The organism is Streptomyces sp. Je 1-369 (assembly GCF_026810505.1).
Taxonomy (GTDB): Bacteria; Actinomycetota; Actinomycetes; order Streptomycetales; family Streptomycetaceae; genus Streptomyces.
The window spans coordinates 7,726,923-7,743,001 of record NZ_CP101750.1; the positions used below are offsets into that span (position 1 = coordinate 7,726,923).

Annotated in this window: 14 protein-coding genes; all 14 read left to right on the forward strand. The window is 70.4% G+C overall.

All coding sequences use genetic code 11. The features are described 5' to 3' along the window. Nucleotides 1-257: 257 nt before the first annotated feature. The 14 genes from NOO62_RS34495 (at nt 258) to hpnH (ending at nt 16,027) form a co-directional block, all read left to right on the forward strand. Nucleotides 258-2,063, forward strand: coding sequence for a DUF5941 domain-containing protein (locus NOO62_RS34495; RefSeq protein ID WP_268775921.1), 1,806 nt, complete (start codon nt 258-260; stop codon nt 2,061-2,063). After that, complete coding sequence (locus NOO62_RS34500; RefSeq protein ID WP_268774715.1) at nt 2,060-2,797, forward strand: phosphocholine cytidylyltransferase family protein; 738 nt, start codon at nt 2,060-2,062, stop codon at nt 2,795-2,797. Before NOO62_RS34495 ends, NOO62_RS34500 begins: the two co-directional genes overlap by 4 nt. Continuing rightward, nucleotides 2,785-3,852 (forward strand): iron-containing alcohol dehydrogenase family protein, encoded by a 1,068-nt coding sequence (locus NOO62_RS34505; protein WP_268774716.1) that lies wholly within the window; start codon nt 2,785-2,787, stop codon nt 3,850-3,852. The genes NOO62_RS34500 and NOO62_RS34505 overlap by 13 nt, the downstream gene beginning before the upstream one ends. Next, on the forward strand, nt 3,830-4,609 hold the full coding sequence (locus NOO62_RS34510) for a CDP-alcohol phosphatidyltransferase family protein (RefSeq protein ID WP_268774717.1): 780 nt from the start codon (nt 3,830-3,832) through the stop codon (nt 4,607-4,609). Before NOO62_RS34505 ends, NOO62_RS34510 begins: the two co-directional genes overlap by 23 nt. A gap of 35 nt (nt 4,610-4,644) precedes the next feature. Beyond that, nucleotides 4,645-5,517, forward strand: coding sequence for a glycosyltransferase family 2 protein (locus NOO62_RS34515; protein WP_268775922.1), 873 nt, complete (start codon nt 4,645-4,647; stop codon nt 5,515-5,517). Between the two features lie 96 nt (nt 5,518-5,613). Beyond that, nucleotides 5,614-6,558, forward strand: a complete 945-nt coding sequence (locus tag NOO62_RS34520; RefSeq protein ID WP_268774718.1) for an ABC transporter permease — start codon at nt 5,614-5,616, stop codon at nt 6,556-6,558. After that, on the forward strand, nt 6,551-7,339 hold the full coding sequence (locus NOO62_RS34525; protein ID WP_268774719.1) for an ABC transporter ATP-binding protein: 789 nt from the start codon (nt 6,551-6,553) through the stop codon (nt 7,337-7,339). The genes NOO62_RS34520 and NOO62_RS34525 overlap by 8 nt, the downstream gene beginning before the upstream one ends. A 346-nt stretch (nt 7,340-7,685) precedes the next feature. Beyond that, the gene (gene hpnC, locus NOO62_RS34530) at nt 7,686-8,582 is read left to right on the forward strand and encodes a squalene synthase HpnC (RefSeq protein ID WP_268774720.1); all 897 of its coding nucleotides are present in this window, start codon (nt 7,686-7,688) and stop codon (nt 8,580-8,582) included. Then, the gene (hpnD, locus tag NOO62_RS34535; protein ID WP_268774721.1) at nt 8,579-9,529 is read left to right on the forward strand and encodes a presqualene diphosphate synthase HpnD; all 951 of its coding nucleotides are present in this window, start codon (nt 8,579-8,581) and stop codon (nt 9,527-9,529) included. Before hpnC ends, hpnD begins: the two co-directional genes overlap by 4 nt. A gap of 124 nt (nt 9,530-9,653) precedes the next feature. Beyond that, nucleotides 9,654-11,063, forward strand: coding sequence for a hydroxysqualene dehydroxylase HpnE (gene hpnE, locus NOO62_RS34540; RefSeq protein ID WP_268775923.1), 1,410 nt, complete (start codon nt 9,654-9,656; stop codon nt 11,061-11,063). Continuing rightward, nucleotides 11,060-12,193, forward strand: coding sequence for a polyprenyl synthetase family protein (locus NOO62_RS34545; protein ID WP_150174609.1), 1,134 nt, complete (start codon nt 11,060-11,062; stop codon nt 12,191-12,193). Before hpnE ends, NOO62_RS34545 begins: the two co-directional genes overlap by 4 nt. A 134-nt stretch (nt 12,194-12,327) precedes the next feature. Next, nucleotides 12,328-14,346 (forward strand): squalene--hopene cyclase, encoded by a 2,019-nt coding sequence (gene shc, locus NOO62_RS34550; RefSeq protein WP_268774722.1) that lies wholly within the window; start codon nt 12,328-12,330, stop codon nt 14,344-14,346. Beyond that, nucleotides 14,346-14,999, forward strand: a complete 654-nt coding sequence (locus NOO62_RS34555) for a 1-hydroxy-2-methyl-2-butenyl 4-diphosphate reductase (protein WP_268774723.1) — start codon at nt 14,346-14,348, stop codon at nt 14,997-14,999. Before shc ends, NOO62_RS34555 begins: the two co-directional genes overlap by 1 nt. A gap of 5 nt (nt 15,000-15,004) precedes the next feature. Continuing rightward, complete coding sequence (hpnH, locus tag NOO62_RS34560) at nt 15,005-16,027, forward strand: adenosyl-hopene transferase HpnH (protein ID WP_268774724.1); 1,023 nt, start codon at nt 15,005-15,007, stop codon at nt 16,025-16,027. The last annotated feature ends 52 nt before the right edge of the window (nt 16,028-16,079 follow it).

The following is a 16,079-nucleotide window of genomic DNA, read 5'->3' on the forward strand; positions in this document are numbered from 1 at the left end:
CATGTGACCTTCAATCGGGCAAGCCGGGCACCGGCAGGGGCGCGGTTTGTGGGCGCGGCCCCCCATCCACCATGATGATCGCGAAGGCCGGGGCCGTGACACAGGCTCTTATCAGGGCGTGAACGGGTGATGAACGCCCGCTTCCCATCATCCGATAGCCTCAGCCGACGTGCCGCCCGGCCGCCATGGGCCCGGGGGCGCTCCCCTTACACATGTGCCCGGCGCGAGCCGCGCCGGTACTCAAGGAGTGAGTTCGTCTGTCGACCGCCATCCTCACCGGACAGCCGGTCCCCGGGTCGCCGCTCGAAGGCGATCTGCGGTCCCTCGGCTTCGACGTGCGGGTCGCCTCCGACGCGGCGGACGCCGAGTCGCTGCTCGCGGCCGTGCCCGGTGACCAGCGGGTCGCGGTCGTCGACGCGCGCTTCGTCGGACACGTCCACGCGTTGCGCCTCGGCCTCACCGACCCCCGGTTCGCCGCCTCCGCGGTGCCCGGCGCCGTCGCCGCCAAGCCGGAGGCCCGCAAGGAGCTGACGCGCGCGCTGCGGACGACCGCCGCCACCACGGGCGGCGTCGTCACCCACGACGCGCTCCCCGACGACATCGCCACCGCGATGGAGTCCGGCGCCACGGACGTGCACCGCCCCGACCTCGGCACCCTCGTCGCCACCGTGCCCGACGACCCGCAGACGCGGAACGAGGCACGCCAGGCCGTCGCCGCCGTCGACGACGAGGCCGTACGCCTGCGCACCGCGGTCAAGTCGCGGGACGGCTTCTTCACGACGTACTGCATCTCCCCGTACTCCCGCTACATCGCCCGCTGGTGCGCCCGACGAGGCCTCACCCCGAACCAGGTCACCACCGCCTCGCTGCTCACCGCCCTGATCGCGGCGGGCTGCGCGGCGACCGGGACCCGCGGCGGCTTCGTCGCCGCGGGTGTGCTGCTGCTCCTCTCCTTCGTCCTCGACTGCACGGACGGGCAGCTCGCCCGCTACTCCCTGCAGTACTCGACGCTCGGCGCCTGGCTGGACGCGACGTTCGACCGCGCCAAGGAGTACGCGTACTACGCGGGACTGGCGCTCGGCGCGGCCAACGCGAACGGTGACGACGTCTGGGCGCTGGCCCTCGGCGCCATGGTTCTCCAGACCTGTCGCCACGTCGTGGACTTCTCGTTCAACGAGGCGAATCACGACGCCACGGCCAACACCAGCCCCACCGCCGCCCTCTCGGACAAGCTCGACAGCGTCGGGTGGACGGTCTGGGTGCGCCGGATGATAGTGCTGCCCATCGGCGAGCGCTGGGCGATGATCGCCGTTCTCACCGCGGTCACCACCCCGCGCATCACCCTCGTCGTCCTGATCATCGGCTGCGCCCTCGCCGCCTGCTACACCACCGCCGGACGCGTCCTGCGCTCGCTGACCCGCAAGGCGACCCGCACCGACCGCGCCGCCCAGGCCCTCGGCGACCTCGCCGACAACGGCACGCTCGCCTCCGCCTTCGCCGCCGTCGGACCGCGCGGACGCTTCCTGCCCGCCCCCGTGCTCGCCTTCCTCGGCGGCGCCGCCGTCGTCGCGGTGGCCGCCTTCACCTCCTACGGCAGCCCGTGGGTCGTCGTCGCCGCAGTCGTCCACGTGGTCCTGTCCGGCCTGGCGCTCGCGCGGCCGCTCATAGCCCCGCTGGACTGGCTGGCCCCGCCGTTCTTCCGCGCCGCCGAGTACGGCACGGTCCTGATACTCGCGGCCAAAGCCGATGTGAACGGGGCGCTGCCCGCGGCTTTCGGGCTGGTGTCGGCGGTCGCCTACCATCACTACGACACGGTGTACCGCATCAAGGGCGGCGCCGGTGCGCCCCCGCGCCGGCTCGTGCGGGCGATCGGCGGCCAAGAAGGCAGGACCCTCGTGGTCGCGCTGGCCGCCACCCTGCTGTCCACCACCGATTTCACCGTCGCGCTCACGGCACTCGCCGTGGCCGTGGCACTCGTGGTGCTCGTCGAGAGCATCCGCTTCTGGGTCGCCGCCGAGAAACAGGGCGCACCCGCCGTACACGATGAAGGAGAACCCGCATGATCGGCCTCGTCCTTGCGGCAGGCGCCGGACGGCGTCTGCGTCCCTACACGGACACCCTGCCCAAGGCCCTGGTGCCCGTCGATGGTGAGACCACCATCCTCGACCTGACGCTCGGCAACTTCGCCGAGATCGGTCTCACCGAGGTCGCGATCATCGTCGGCTACAAGAAGGAAGCCGTCTACGACCGCAAGGCGGACCTGGAGGCGAAGTACGGCCTCAAGCTGACGCTGATCGACAACGACAAGGCCGAGGAGTGGAACAACGCCTACTCCCTGTGGTGCGGGCGTGACGCCATCAAGCACGACGTGATCCTCGCCAACGGCGACACCGTGCACCCGGTCTCCGTGGAGAAGACGCTGCTCGCCGCCCGCGGCAACGGCCAGAAGATCATCCTCGCCCTCGACACGGTGAAGCAGCTCGCCGACGAGGAGATGAAGGTCATCGTGGACGACGCCAAGGGTGTCCAGAAGATCACGAAGCTGATGGACCCGGCGACGGCCACCGGTGAGTACATCGGCGTCACCCTCATCGAGGGCTCCGCCGCCGACGAGCTCGCCGACGCCCTGAAGACCACCTTCGAGCGCGACCCCGACCTCTACTACGAGGACGGCTACCAGGAGCTCGTCAACCGCGGCTTCAAGGTCGACGTGGCCCCGATCGGCGACGTCAAGTGGGTCGAGATCGACAACCACGAAGACCTCGCCAAGGGCCGGGAGATCGCGTGCCAGTACTGACGAGGCTCATCCCCTCGCCGGTCGTCGTCGACATCCGGCCGGGGGCGCTCGACGACCTGGCCGGTGTCCTCGCCGACCAGCGGATCTGCTCGTCGACCGGCAAGCTCGCCATCGCCATCAGCGGCGGCTCCGGCGCGGTGCTCCGCGAGCGGCTCATGCCGTCGCTGGGCGGCGCCGAGTGGTTCGAGGTCGGCGGCGGCACGCTCGACGACGCCATCAAGCTCGGCGAGGACATCCGCAAGTCGGGGCGGTACGACGCGATCGTCGGCCTCGGCGGCGGCAAGATCATCGACTGTGCCAAGTTCGCCGCGGCGCGCGTGGGCCTGCCGCTGGTCGCCGTCGCGACGAACCTGTCGCACGACGGCCTCTGCTCGCCGGTCGCGACGCTCGACAACGACGCGGGCCGCGGCTCGTACGGCGTGCCGAACCCCATCGCGGTCGTCATCGACCTCGATGTGATCCGTGAGGCGCCCGTCCGTTTCGTCCGCTCCGGCATCGGCGACGCGCTGTCCAACATCTCGGCGATCCGGGACTGGGAGCTCGCCGCCCGCGAGCGCGGCGAGGACATCGACGGCCTCGCGGCCGCCATGGCCCGCCAGGCCGGCGAGGCCGTGCTCCGCCACCCCGGCGGCGTCGGCGACGACGGTTTCCTCCAGGTCCTTGCCGAGGGTCTGGTCCTCACCGGCATCGCCATGTCGATCTCGGGCGACTCCCGCCCGGCGTCCGGCGCCTGCCACGAGATCAACCACGCCTTCGACCTGCTCTTCCCCAAGCGCGCCGCAAGCCACGGCGAGCAGTGCGGCCTGGGCGCGGCCTTCGCGATGCACCTGCGCGGTGCCCACGAGGAGTCGGCGTTCATGGCCCAGGTGCTGCGCCGCCACGGCCTGCCCGTGCTGCCGGAGGAGATCGGTTTCACCGTGGACGAGTTCGTGCAGGTCGTGGAGTTCGCTCCGCAGACCCGCCCGGGCCGCTACACGATCCTCGAACACCTCGACCTCTCCACCGACCAGATCAGGGACGCATACGCCGACTATGCAAAAGCCATCGGTAGCTGAGCTCCGCCCGGTTGTTCACCCCCCGGGGGTGAAGGACCGGCACAGCGGCGAACACTGGGCCGGCCGGCTCTACATGCGCGAGGTCTCCCTGCGCATCGACCGGCACCTGGTGAACACGCGGGTCACGCCCAACCAGCTGACCTACGTGATGACCGTCGCCGGCGCCCTCGCCGCCCCGGCCCTGCTGGTGCCCGGCATCACGGGCGCCGTGCTCGGCGTGGTCGCGGTCCAGCTCTACCTGCTGCTCGACTGCGTGGACGGCGAGATCGCCCGCTGGAAGAAGCAGTACTCGATGTCCGGGGTCTATCTGGACCGGGTCGCCGCCTACCTGTGCGACGCCGCGGTCCTGGTCGGCTTCGGCCTGCGCGCCGCCGACATATGGGGCTCGGGACGCATCGACTGGCTGTGGGCCTTCCTCGGCACCCTGGCCGCACTCGGCGCGATCCTGATCAAGGCCGAGACCGACCTCGTCGGCGTCGCCCGGCACCAGACGGGCAAGGAGCCGGTCAAGGAGTCCGCGGCCGAGCCGCGCTCCTCCGGCATGGCGCTGGCCCGCAGGGCCGCCGCCGCGCTGAAGTTCCACCGGCTCATCCTCGGGGTCGAGGCGTCCCTGCTGATCCTGGTCATCGCGTTCATCGACCAGGCACGCGGCGACCTGTTCTTCTCGCGCCTCGGTGTGGCGGTGCTCGCGGGCATCGCGATGCTGCAGACCCTGCTGCACCTCGTGTCCATCCTCGTATCGAGCAGGTTGAAGTGAGCACCCCGAGCACCCCGAGCCCTTCGGCGGAGAAGCTGAAGGTCGGCGCCGTCATCATCACGATGGGCAACCGGCCGCAGGAGCTGCGGGCCCTCCTCGACTCGGTCGCCAAGCAGGAGGGCGACCCGGTCGAGGTGGTCGTGGTCGGCAACGGCGCCCCCGTGCCCGAGGTCCCCGAAGGCGTACGCACCGTCGAGCTGCCGGAGAACCTCGGCATCCCCGGCGGCCGCAACGTCGGCATCGAGGCCTTCGGACCCGGCGGCACCGACGTCGACATCCTGCTCTTCCTGGACGACGACGGGCTGCTCGCCACCCTGGACACGGCGCGGCTCTGCCGCGAGGCGTTCGCCGCCGATCCGGAGCTCGGCATCATCAGCTTCCGCATCGCGGACCCGGACACGGGGGAGACCCAGCGGCGCCACGTGCCGCGGCTGCGGGCCTCCGACCCGATGCGCTCCTCGCGCGTGACGACCTTCCTTGGCGGCGCCAACGCCGTCCGCACAAAGGTCCTCGCCGAGGTCGGCGGCCTGCCCGGCGAGTTCTTCTACGCCCATGAGGAGACCGACCTCGCCTGGCGCGCGCTCAACGCGGGCTGGATGATCGACTACCGCTCCGACATGGTCCTCTTCCACCCCACGACGGCCCCCTCGCGGCACGCGGTCTACCACCGGATGGTGGCCCGCAACCGCGTCTGGCTGGCCCGTCGCAACCTCCCCGCGCCGCTGGTCCCTGTCTACCTCGGTGTCTGGATGCTCCTCACCCTCGCCCGACGCCCCTCGGGCCCGGCCCTCAAGGCCTGGTTCGGCGGCTTCAAGGAGGGCTGGACCACGCCCTGCGGGCCTCGCAGGCCCATGAAGTGGCGTACGGTGTGGCGGCTGACCCGACTGGGCCGACCTCCCGTCATCTGACAAGCTCGGGTCTGAGAGCATTCGGGCCATACCCCGGTCCCTGGCCCACGCCTACGCCCGACCGGCTGCGCTTTTCGAAGACGAAAGTTTCCACTCGTGAGTGAGACAACGCATGACGGCGGGGTCGCGGTGACTGCATCACCGTCGACTCCGTCGCCCGATGACGGGCTCTCCCGGGCCGAAGTCGCCGCCAAGTACGGTCTGACCGTCAGCGGCGCCCGGCCCGGACTTTTCGAGTACGTCCGCCAGCTCTGGGGACGGCGCCACTTCATCCTCGCCTTCTCCCAGGCGAAGCTGACCGCCCAGTACAGCCAGGCCAAGCTCGGCCAGCTGTGGCAGGTGGCGACACCGCTCCTGAACGCCGCGGTCTACTTCCTCATCTTCGGTCTGATCCTGAACGCCGACCGGGGCTTCCCCCGTGAGGTCTACATCCCGTTCCTGGTCACCGGTGTCTTCGTCTTCACCTTCACGCAGTCCTCGGTGATGGCGGGTGTCCGGTCGATCTCGGGCAACCTGGGCCTGGTGCGCGCGCTGCACTTCCCGCGGGCCTCGCTGCCGGTCTCGTTCTCGCTCCAGCAGCTTCAGCAGCTGCTCTTCTCGATGATCGTGCTGTTCATCATCACGGTCGGCTTCGGCAGCTACCCCAAGCTGTCGTGGCTGCTGATCGTGCCGGCCCTCGCCCTGCAGTTCCTGTTCAACACCGGGCTCGCGATGATCATGGCGAGGCTGGGCAGCAAGACCCCCGACCTCGCGCAGCTGATGCCGTTCGTGATGCGTACGTGGATGTACGCGTCCGGCGTCATGTTCTCCATCCCGGTCATGCTCAAGGACAAGCCCGAGTGGATCGCGGACATCCTGCAGTGGAACCCCGCGGCCATCTACATGGACCTGATGCGGTACGCGCTGATCGACGGCTACGGCGTGGAGTACCTCCCGCTGGGCCACTGGTCGTGGGCGATCGCGGGCGGCTGGGCCGTGCTCATCGCGGCCGGCGGTTTCGTGTACTTCTGGAAGGCTGAGGAGCGTTACGGCCGTGGCTGACCAGGACAAGAACCCCGACACGTCGCACATCCCCACCGTCATCGCCGACGAGCTGCACATCGTCTACCGCGTCAACGGCGCGAAGACGGGCAAGGGCAGCGCCACCTCCGCCCTGAGCCGCATCCTCAGGCGCGGCGAGGAGCGCGGGGTGCGCAAGGTGCACGCCGTACGAGGCGTCAGCTTCACCTCCTACCGCGGCGAGGCCATCGGCCTCATCGGCTCCAACGGCTCCGGCAAGTCGACCCTGCTCCGCGCCATCGCGGGCCTGCTCCCCGCCGAGCAGGGCAAGGTCTACACCGACGGCCAGCCCTCACTGCTCGGCGTCAACGCGGCCCTGATGAACGATCTGACCGGCGAGCGCAACGTCATACTCGGCGGACTCGCGATGGGCATGTCCCGCGAGCAGATCCGGGAGCGCTACCAGGAGATCGTCGACTTCTCGGGAATCAACGAGAAGGGCGACTTCATCACCCTTCCGATGCGCACCTACTCCTCCGGCATGGCGGCCCGTCTCCGCTTCTCCATCGCGGCGGCCAAGGACCACGACGTCCTGATGATCGACGAGGCCCTGGCCACCGGCGACCGCAAGTTCCAGAAGCGGTCGGAGGCCCGCATCCGCGAGCTGCGCAAGGAGGCCGGCACGGTCTTCCTGGTCAGCCACAACAACAAGTCGATCCGCGACACCTGCGACCGCGTGCTGTGGCTGGAACGCGGCGAGCTGCGCATGGACGGGCCGACCGACGAGGTCATAAAGGAGTACGAGAAGTTCACGGGCAAGTAGCCCGATCGAGCCACGGGGGAACACCCGTTCGGCAGCAGTGCCCCGCCGGGAGGAGCCCGGCGGGGCACTGTCGTGACATGGTGTCCCCGGGGTCACTCGGCCACCTCAACTCACCTTCACCAAAGGAGGATTGACGCCGATCGGTGTGTTGTTGTGATGCGCCGAACACCCCGACGGCGCGTGTTGGGTTGTACAACGTAAGCTGTACAGGTGCTGATTCGCGGCAAGTGGGGCGATATCGCGCGGTGTCCCGCTTCGGAGCACGGCCCACCTCGGAGAGAGCCGGGCGGCGTGTCCGAAATAGGATGTATTGGGTCGGCAGTGTAGAACGGGAGATGTGACGGCAATGGCTACGGATGATCTCCAGCTCCGCGATGCTTCCGCCGTCCTCGCCAAGGCCGCGGACGAGAACTTTCCGGTCGCGCCCTTCTTCCTTCCCCGGGCCTGGCGCGACGACCTCATGGCCGTCTACGGCGTCGTCCGCCTCATCGACGACATCGGCGACGGCGACCTCGCCCCCGACGCCGCCCACGCGCGCCACCTCGGGCTCGACGCCGACACGGACGACCCGCTGCCGCTCCTGGACGCCGTCGCGGCCGACCTGGACAAGGTCTTCGCCGGTACCGAGCCGGGCCACCCGCTGGTGCGGGCGCTGCGTCCCGCCGCCGAGCGCGGGACCCTGACGGCCGCACCCTTCCTGGACCTGATCGAGGCCAACCGCCAGGACCAGGTCATCACGCGCTACGAGACGTACGACGACCTCGTCGCGTACTGCGCGCTCTCCGCCAATCCCATCGGCCGCCTCGTCCTGGCCATCACCGGGACGGAGACCCCGGAGCGCGTCCGCCGCTCGGACGCCGTCTGCACCGGCCTGCAGATCGTCGAGCACATCCAGGACGTCGCCGAAGACCTGCGGCGCGGCCGCATCTATCTGCCTGTCGAGGACATGAAGCGGTTCCACGTGAGTGAGTCAGATCTGGCCCTGCCGACAGCGGGCGCATCGGCGCGCGCGCTGGTCGCATTCGAAGTGGAACGCGCCCGCGGCCTGCTGAATGAAGGCACCCCCCTGGTGGGTAGCGTCCACGGCAGGCTGAAGCTGCTGCTGGCCGGTTTCGTGGCAGGAGGGAGGGCGGCCGCCCGGGCGATCGTCGCCGCCGGGTACGACGTCCTGCCCGGGCCGCCGAAGCCGACCAAGCCGCGCCTGCTGCGCGAGACGGGTGCAGTACTGCGAGGAGAGGGGTGAGCCGGGCCGTGGAGTCGGATCCGCACGTGTCCGCGCCGGTGCTCGCCGCGTACAGCTACTGCGAGGCCGTGACCGGCAGCCAGGCGCGCAACTTCGCGTACGGCATCAGGCTGCTGCCGACGCCCAAGCGGCGCGCGATGTCCGCGCTCTACGCCCTCTCGCGGCGCGTCGACGACATCGGTGACGGCGCGCTCGCCCTCGACGTCAAGGCGGAGCGGCTCGGCGACACCCGTGCGCTGGTCGCACGGATCCGCGCGGGCGGGGTGCAGGAGGACGACACCGACCCCGTGGCGGTCGCCCTCGCCCACGCCGCCGCGCACTTCCCCATCCCGCTGGAAGGCCTCGACGAACTGATCGACGGCGTCCTGAAGGACGTACGCGGTGAGACGTACGAGACGTGGGAGGACCTCAAGGTCTACTGCCGCTGCGTCGCCGGTGCCATCGGGCGGCTCTCGCTCGGGGTGTTCGGTACGGAACGGGGGGCGCTTCATGCCGAACGTGCGCCCGAGTACGCGGACACGCTCGGTCTCGCGCTCCAACTGACCAACATTCTCCGGGACGTTCGCGAGGACGCCCTGGACGGGCGGACCTATCTGCCCGCCGACGACCTCGCCAAGTTCGGCTGCGCCGCCGGGTTCGAGAGCTCCGAGCCGCCCGCCGGAGCCGACTTCGCGGGCCTCGTCCACTTCGAGGTGCGCCGCGCGCGTGCCCTGTTCGCCGAGGGCTACCGCCTGCTGCCCATGCTGGACCGGCGCAGTGGTGCCTGCGTGGCCGCCATGGCCGGCATCTACCGCCGCCTCCTCGACCGCATCGAGCGGGAGCCGGAAGCGGTCCTGCGCGGCCGCGTCTCGCTCCCGGGGCGCGAGAAGGCGTACGTCGCCGTGCGCGGACTGTCCGGCCTCGACGCGCGGAACGTGTCACGACAGACCGTCCGGAGGCGTGTGTGATGCGCATCCGGAGTGATCGTGGGGCAGTTGGGGCAACGTTCGCAAAGCGGCGGGCAACCCTCCGCTCCACGGTCGCGTCCCAGACTGCAACGGCCGAAGGGGTGGGTGCATGACGAGGAAAGACATGCAGCCCGAAGGGCTGACCGAGGACGCCGAAGGCCGCTCCGCAGGGGCGGCCGCCGTGGTGGTCGGCGGCGGCCTCGCCGGCATCACCACCGCGCTCGCGCTCGCCGACGCGGGCCTGCGCGTGACGCTGCTCGAAGGACGGCCGAGGCTCGGCGGGCTCGCGTTCTCCTTCCAGCGCGGCGCACTGACCGTCGACAACGGCCAGCACGTCTATCTGCGCTGCTGCACCGCCTACCGCTGGTTCCTCGACCGCATCGACGGCGCACACCTCGCACCTGTGCAGGAACGTCTCGACGTGCCCGTCCTCGACGCCGACCGCAACCGGCTCGGACGCCTCAGGCGCACCGCACTCCCCGTGCCGCTGCACCTCGCGGCGAGCCTCGCCACCTATCCCCATCTGTCGGTCGCCGAGCGCGCCGCAGTGGGCCGCGCGGCGCTCGCCCTCAAGGGGCTCGACCTGGCCGATCCCGCGCTCGACGGCCAGAACTTCGGCAGCTGGCTCGCGAAGAACGGTCAATCGGCGCGCGCCATCGAGGCACTCTGGGACCTCGTCGGCGTCGCGACGCTCAACGCCGGCGCGGGAGACGCCTCACTCGGGCTCGCCGCGATGGTGTTCAAGACCGGGCTGCTCTCCGAACCGGGCGCCGCCGACATCGGCTGGGCCCGGGTGCCCCTCGGTGATCTGCACGATACACTGGCCCGCAAGGCGCTCGACGCAGCGGGAGTCCGTACGGAACTAAAGGCACGAGTCACCTCCATCTCCCGTACGGACAACGGCGGTTGGCGCGTGGAAGTTCCCGGCGAGACCATCGAGGCGGAAACCGTCGTGCTCGCCGTGCCGCAGCACGAGACGCACGACCTCCTCCCCGACGGCGCCCTCGACCAGCCCGACCGGCTCCTCGACATCGACACCGCGCCGATCCTGAACATCCACGTCGTGTACGACAGGAAGGTGCTGAAGCGGCCGTTCTTCGCCGCCATCGGCACACCCGTGCAGTGGGTCTTCGACCGGACCGAGGCATCCGGGCTCACCGAAGGGCAGTACCTGGCGCTCTCGCAGTCGGTCGCACACGACGAGATCGACGCGCCCGTCGCCGCCCTGAGAGAGCGCTATCTGCCCGAGCTGGAACGGCTGCTGCCCGCCGCGCACGGTGCCGAGGTGAAGGACTTCTTCGTCACCCGCGAGCGCACGGCGACCTTCGCGCCCACCCCGGGTGTCGGCAGGCTCCGCCCCGGTGCCCGCACCAAGGCCCGCGGCCTGTACCTCGCGGGCGCGTGGACCGCCACCGGCTGGCCCGCGACCATGGAGAGCGCCGTACGCAGCGGCATCAGCGCGGCCGAGGCCGCCCTCTCCACCCTCGACCGCCCCCGTGATCACCTCTTCGCATTCGAGGAGGCGGCGGCGTGAAGCTCGACCTTCTGGGGTCAGGTCCCCAGCGAAACAGCACCGGAACAAGAGGAGAAACTGTGCCGACTGTGCCCTCGGCCGAGAAAACGGCTGCCGACACGGTGGACGTGACCTCACTGCTCGAGCAAGGAAGGACGCTGGCCACCCCGGTGCTGCGGGCCGCGGTGGACCGTCTCGCGCCGCCCATGGACACCGTGGCCGCCTACCACTTCGGATGGATCGACGCGGAGGGCAACCCCTCCGACGGCGACGGCGGCAAGGCGGTGCGCCCCGCGCTCGCCCTGCTCTCAGCCGAGGCCGCGGGCGCGCCCCCCGAGGTCGGCGTCCCCGGCGCGGTCGCCGTCGAGCTCGTGCACAACTTCTCACTGCTGCACGACGACCTGATGGACGGCGACGAGCAGCGCCGCCACCGCGACACCGTGTGGAAGGTGCACGGCCCCGCGCAGGCCATCCTCGTCGGCGACGCCCTCTTCGCGCTCGGCAACGAGATCCTCCTCGAACTCGGCACCGTCGAGGCGGGCCGCGCCACCCGCCGCCTCATCACCGCCACCCGCGCGCTGATCGACGGCCAGGCCCAGGACATCAGCTACGAACACCGCGACCGGGTCACCGTCGAGGAGTGCCTGGAGATGGAGGGCAAGAAGACCGGCGCCCTCCTCGCCTGCGCCGTCTCCATCGGCGCCGTGCTCGGCGGCGCGGACGACCACACCGCCGACACCCTGGAGAAGTACGGGTACCACCTCGGCCTCGCCTTCCAGGCCGTGGACGATCTGCTCGGCATCTGGGGCGACCCGGAGGCCACCGGCAAGCAGACGTGGAGCGATCTGCGCCAGCGCAAGAAGTCGCTGCCCGTGGTGGCCGCCCTGGCCGCGGGTGGTCCCGCGTCCGAGCGGCTCGGCGAGCTGCTCACCGCCGACTCTAAGAGCAGCGACTTCGAGAACTTCTCCGAGGACGAGTTCGCCGCACGCGCCGCCCTGATCGAGGAGGCGGGCGGCCGCGAGTGGACCGCCAAGGAGGCCAGGCGCCAGCACGCCATCGCCATCGAGGCCCTGGACCACGTCCAGATGCCGGACCGTATCCGGGCGCAGCTCGTCGCGCTCGCCGACTTCGTCGTCGTACGAGAGAGATGATCACTATCGCGCGGATATCCGGGACATCCGGGGGGTGACCCCCGGACCCACAGGCAGTCGCCGGCCGGCGTGACGCGTCGGCCGACGGCGGACCCACAGCAGACGTAGCCACCGCACTGCACGAAGGGGAAGCCATGACAGCGACGACCGACGGAAGCACCGGAGCGGCCACGCCCCGCGCAGCCTCGGCCAGCCAGTCCACCGAACCCGTCGACCTGACCGATACGACCGGGGCGGCCCCCCGCGAGGCCGCCGCGCGCGCCATGCGGCGCTCCACGGACTTCCTGCTCGCCCGGCAGGACGCCGAAGGCTGGTGGAAGGGCGACCTCGAGACCAACGTGACCATGGACGCCGAGGACCTCCTCCTGCGGCAGTTCCTCGGGATCAGGGACGAGGACACCACGCGCGCCGCCGCGCTCTTCATCCGCGGCGAGCAGCGCGACGACGGCACCTGGGCCACGTTCTTCGGCGGACCCGGTGAACTCTCCACCACCATCGAGGCGTACGTCGCCCTGCGGCTGGCCGGCGACCGGCCCGACGACGCGCACATGGCGAAGGCCTCCGCGTGGATCCGCGAACGGGGCGGCATCGCCGAAGCCCGCGTCTTCACCCGGATCTGGCTCGCCCTCTTCGGCTGGTGGAAGTGGGACGACCTGCCCGAACTCCCGCCGGAACTCATCTACTTCCCCAAGTGGGTCCCGCTCAACATCTACGACTTCGGCTGCTGGGCCCGGCAGACGATAGTGCCGCTCACCGTCGTGTCCGCCAAGCGGCCCGTGCGCCCCGCGCCCTTCGCCCTGGACGAGCTGCACACCGACGCGCGCGTGCCGAACCCCACCAAACCCCTCGCCCCCGTGGCGAGTTGGGACGGTGTCTTTCAGCGGCTCGACAAGGCCCTGCACGTCTACCACAAGGTCGCGCCGCGCCCGCTGCGCAGAGCCGCGATGAACAGCGCCGCCCGCTGGATCATCGAACGGCAGGAGAACGACGGCTGCTGGGGCGGGATCCAGCCGCCCGCCGTCTACTCCGTCATCGCGCTGCACCTGCTCGGCTACGACCTGGACCACCCCGTCCTGAAGGCCGGGCTCGCCTCGCTCGACCGGTTCGCCGTGTGGCGCGAGGACGGCTCCCGGATGATCGAGGCCTGCCAGTCGCCCGTGTGGGACACCTGTCTGGCGACGATCGCGCTCGCGGACGCCGGAGTGCCCGCCGACCACCCGCAGTTGGTCAAGGCCGCCGACTGGATGCTCGGCGAGCAGATCGTGCGGCCCGGCGACTGGTCGGTGCGCAGACCCGGCCTCACGCCCGGCGGCTGGGCGTTCGAGTTCCACAACGACAACTACCCCGACATCGACGACACCGCCGAGGTCGCCCTCGCGCTGCGCCGGGTCGCGCACCCCGACAAGGCGCGCCTGGAGAACGCGATCGACCGCGGGGTCCGCTGGAACCTCGGCATGCAGTCGAAGAACGGCGCCTGGGGCGCCTTCGACGTCGACAACACCAGCCCCTTCCCCAACCGGCTGCCGTTCTGCGACTTCGGCGAGGTCATCGACCCGCCGTCCGCCGACGTCACGGGACACGTCGTGGAGATGCTGGCCGTCGAGGGGAAGTCCCGCGACCCGCGCACCCGCCGCGGCATCGAGTGGCTCCTCGCCGAACAGGAGGAGAACGGCGCCTGGTTCGGGCGCTGGGGCGTCAACTACATCTACGGCACGGGGTCGGTGGTGCCCGCCCTGATCACGGCCGGGCTGCCCGCATCCCACCCGGCGATCAGGCGCGCGGTGCGGTGGGTCGAGTCGGTGCAGAACGACGACGGCGGCTGGGGCGAGGACCTGCGCTCCTACCGCGACCGGGGCTGGGTCGGCCACGGCACCTCGTCCGCCTCACAGACCGCGTGGGCGCTGCTCGCCCTGCTCTCGGCGGGGGAGCGCGAGGCGAAGTCGACGGAGCGCGGCATCGCCTGGCTCGTCGAGGCGCAGCGCGCGGACGGGTCGTGGGACGAGCCGTACTTCACCGGCACCGGCTTCCCCTGGGACTTCTCCATCAACTACCACCTGTACCGGCAGGTGTTCCCGCTCACCGCCCTCGGCAGGTACATCAACGGGGAGCCCTTCGCGGGCGGCTCCGGCGCCCGCCCCGCCAAGGGCAGCTGATGGACCGGAACCCGGCCCCGCGGCCGGGCCCCGCGCCCCTCCTGATCGCCTGCGCGCTGGGCATCGAGCACCTCGCCCTGCGCACCGGCGACCGCAAGGGCGCACCGGGAGACATGACCGTGCTGCGCACCGGCATGGGCCCCAAGAACGCCGAGCGCGCCATCACCGGTGCGCTCGGAAAGCACACCCTGCGCGACGCGGCCGTACTGGCCACCGGCTTCTGCGCCGGACTCGCCCCTGGCATGCACCCCGGCGACCTCGTCGTCGCCGAGGAGACCAGGGACGCGCGCGGCAGCACCCCCTGCACGGGAACCGGGCTGCTGGTCGAGGAGCTGGTGCGGGCCCTGCCCGGCCGCACCGTGCACACCGGACCGCTCACCGGCTCCGATCACGTCGTCCGCGGACCCGAACGCGGCGCCCTTCTCGCCACGGGCGCCATCGCCGTGGACATGGAGTCCGCCGCGACGCTGCACGGTGCCGTACGCACCGGTCAGCGGCCCGTTGCGGCCGTCCGGGTGGTCGTGGACGCCCCACAGCACGAACTCGTCCGCATCGGCACGGTGCGCGGTGGAATATCAGCCTTCCGTGTTCTTCGCGCCGTGCTCCCCGCTTTCTTTGAATGGCACCGTTCTTCGCTGCTCCCTCGGAGGTGAGCCAGATGGCCATGCCGCTTCGCCAGTCCATCAAGGTCGCTACGTATCTCTTTGAACAGAAGCTGCGCAAGCGCGACAAGTTCCCGCTGATCGTCGAATTGGAACCGCTCTTCGCCTGCAACCTCAAGTGCGAGGGCTGCGGGAAGATCCAGCATCCGGCCGGAGTGCTCAAGCAGCGCATGCCGGTGGCTCAAGCCGTGGGTGCCGTCCTCGAATCAGGCGCCCCGATGGTGTCCATCGCCGGTGGCGAACCGCTGATGCACCCTCAGATCGACGAGATCGTGCGGCAGTTGGTGGCGCGGAAGAAGTACGTCTTCCTCTGCACCAATGCCATGCTGCTCCGCAAGAAGATCGAGAAGTTCACGCCTTCGCCGTACTTCGCGTTCGCCGTGCACATCGACGGCATGCGAGAGCGGCACGACGAGTCCGTCGCGAAGGAAGGCGTCTTCGACGAGGCCGTCGCCGCCATCAAGGAAGCCAAGAAGCGCGGCTTCCGGGTCACCACCAATTCGACGTTCTTCAACACCGACACCCCGCAGACCATCATCGAGGTCCTGAACTTCCTCAACGACGACCTGAAGGTCGACGAGATGATGCTGTCGCCCGCCTACGCCTACGAGAAGGCGCCCGACCAGGAGCACTTCCTCGGCGTCGAGCAGACCCGCGAACTCTTCAAGAAGGCCTTCGCGGGCGGCAACCGGCTGCGCTGGCGCCTCAACCACTCGCCGCTCTTCCTGGACTTCCTGGAGGGCAAGGCGGACTTCCCGTGCACCGCGTGGGCCATCCCGAACTACTCGCTCTTCGGCTGGCAGCGTCCGTGCTACCTGATGAGCGACGGGTACGTCCCCACGTACCGCCAGCTCATCGAGGAGACCGACTGGAGCAAGTACGGCCGCGGCAAGGACCCGCGCTGCGCCAACTGCATGGCGCACTGCGGCTACGAACCGACCGCCGTCCTCGCCACCATGGGCTCCCTCAAGGAGTCCATCCGCGCGGCCCGCGAGACGGTCTCCGGGAACCGCGGCTGACGTCGTGCCCCCTGGAGGCCCGTTTACCGGGCCTCCAGGGGGACAACCAGAG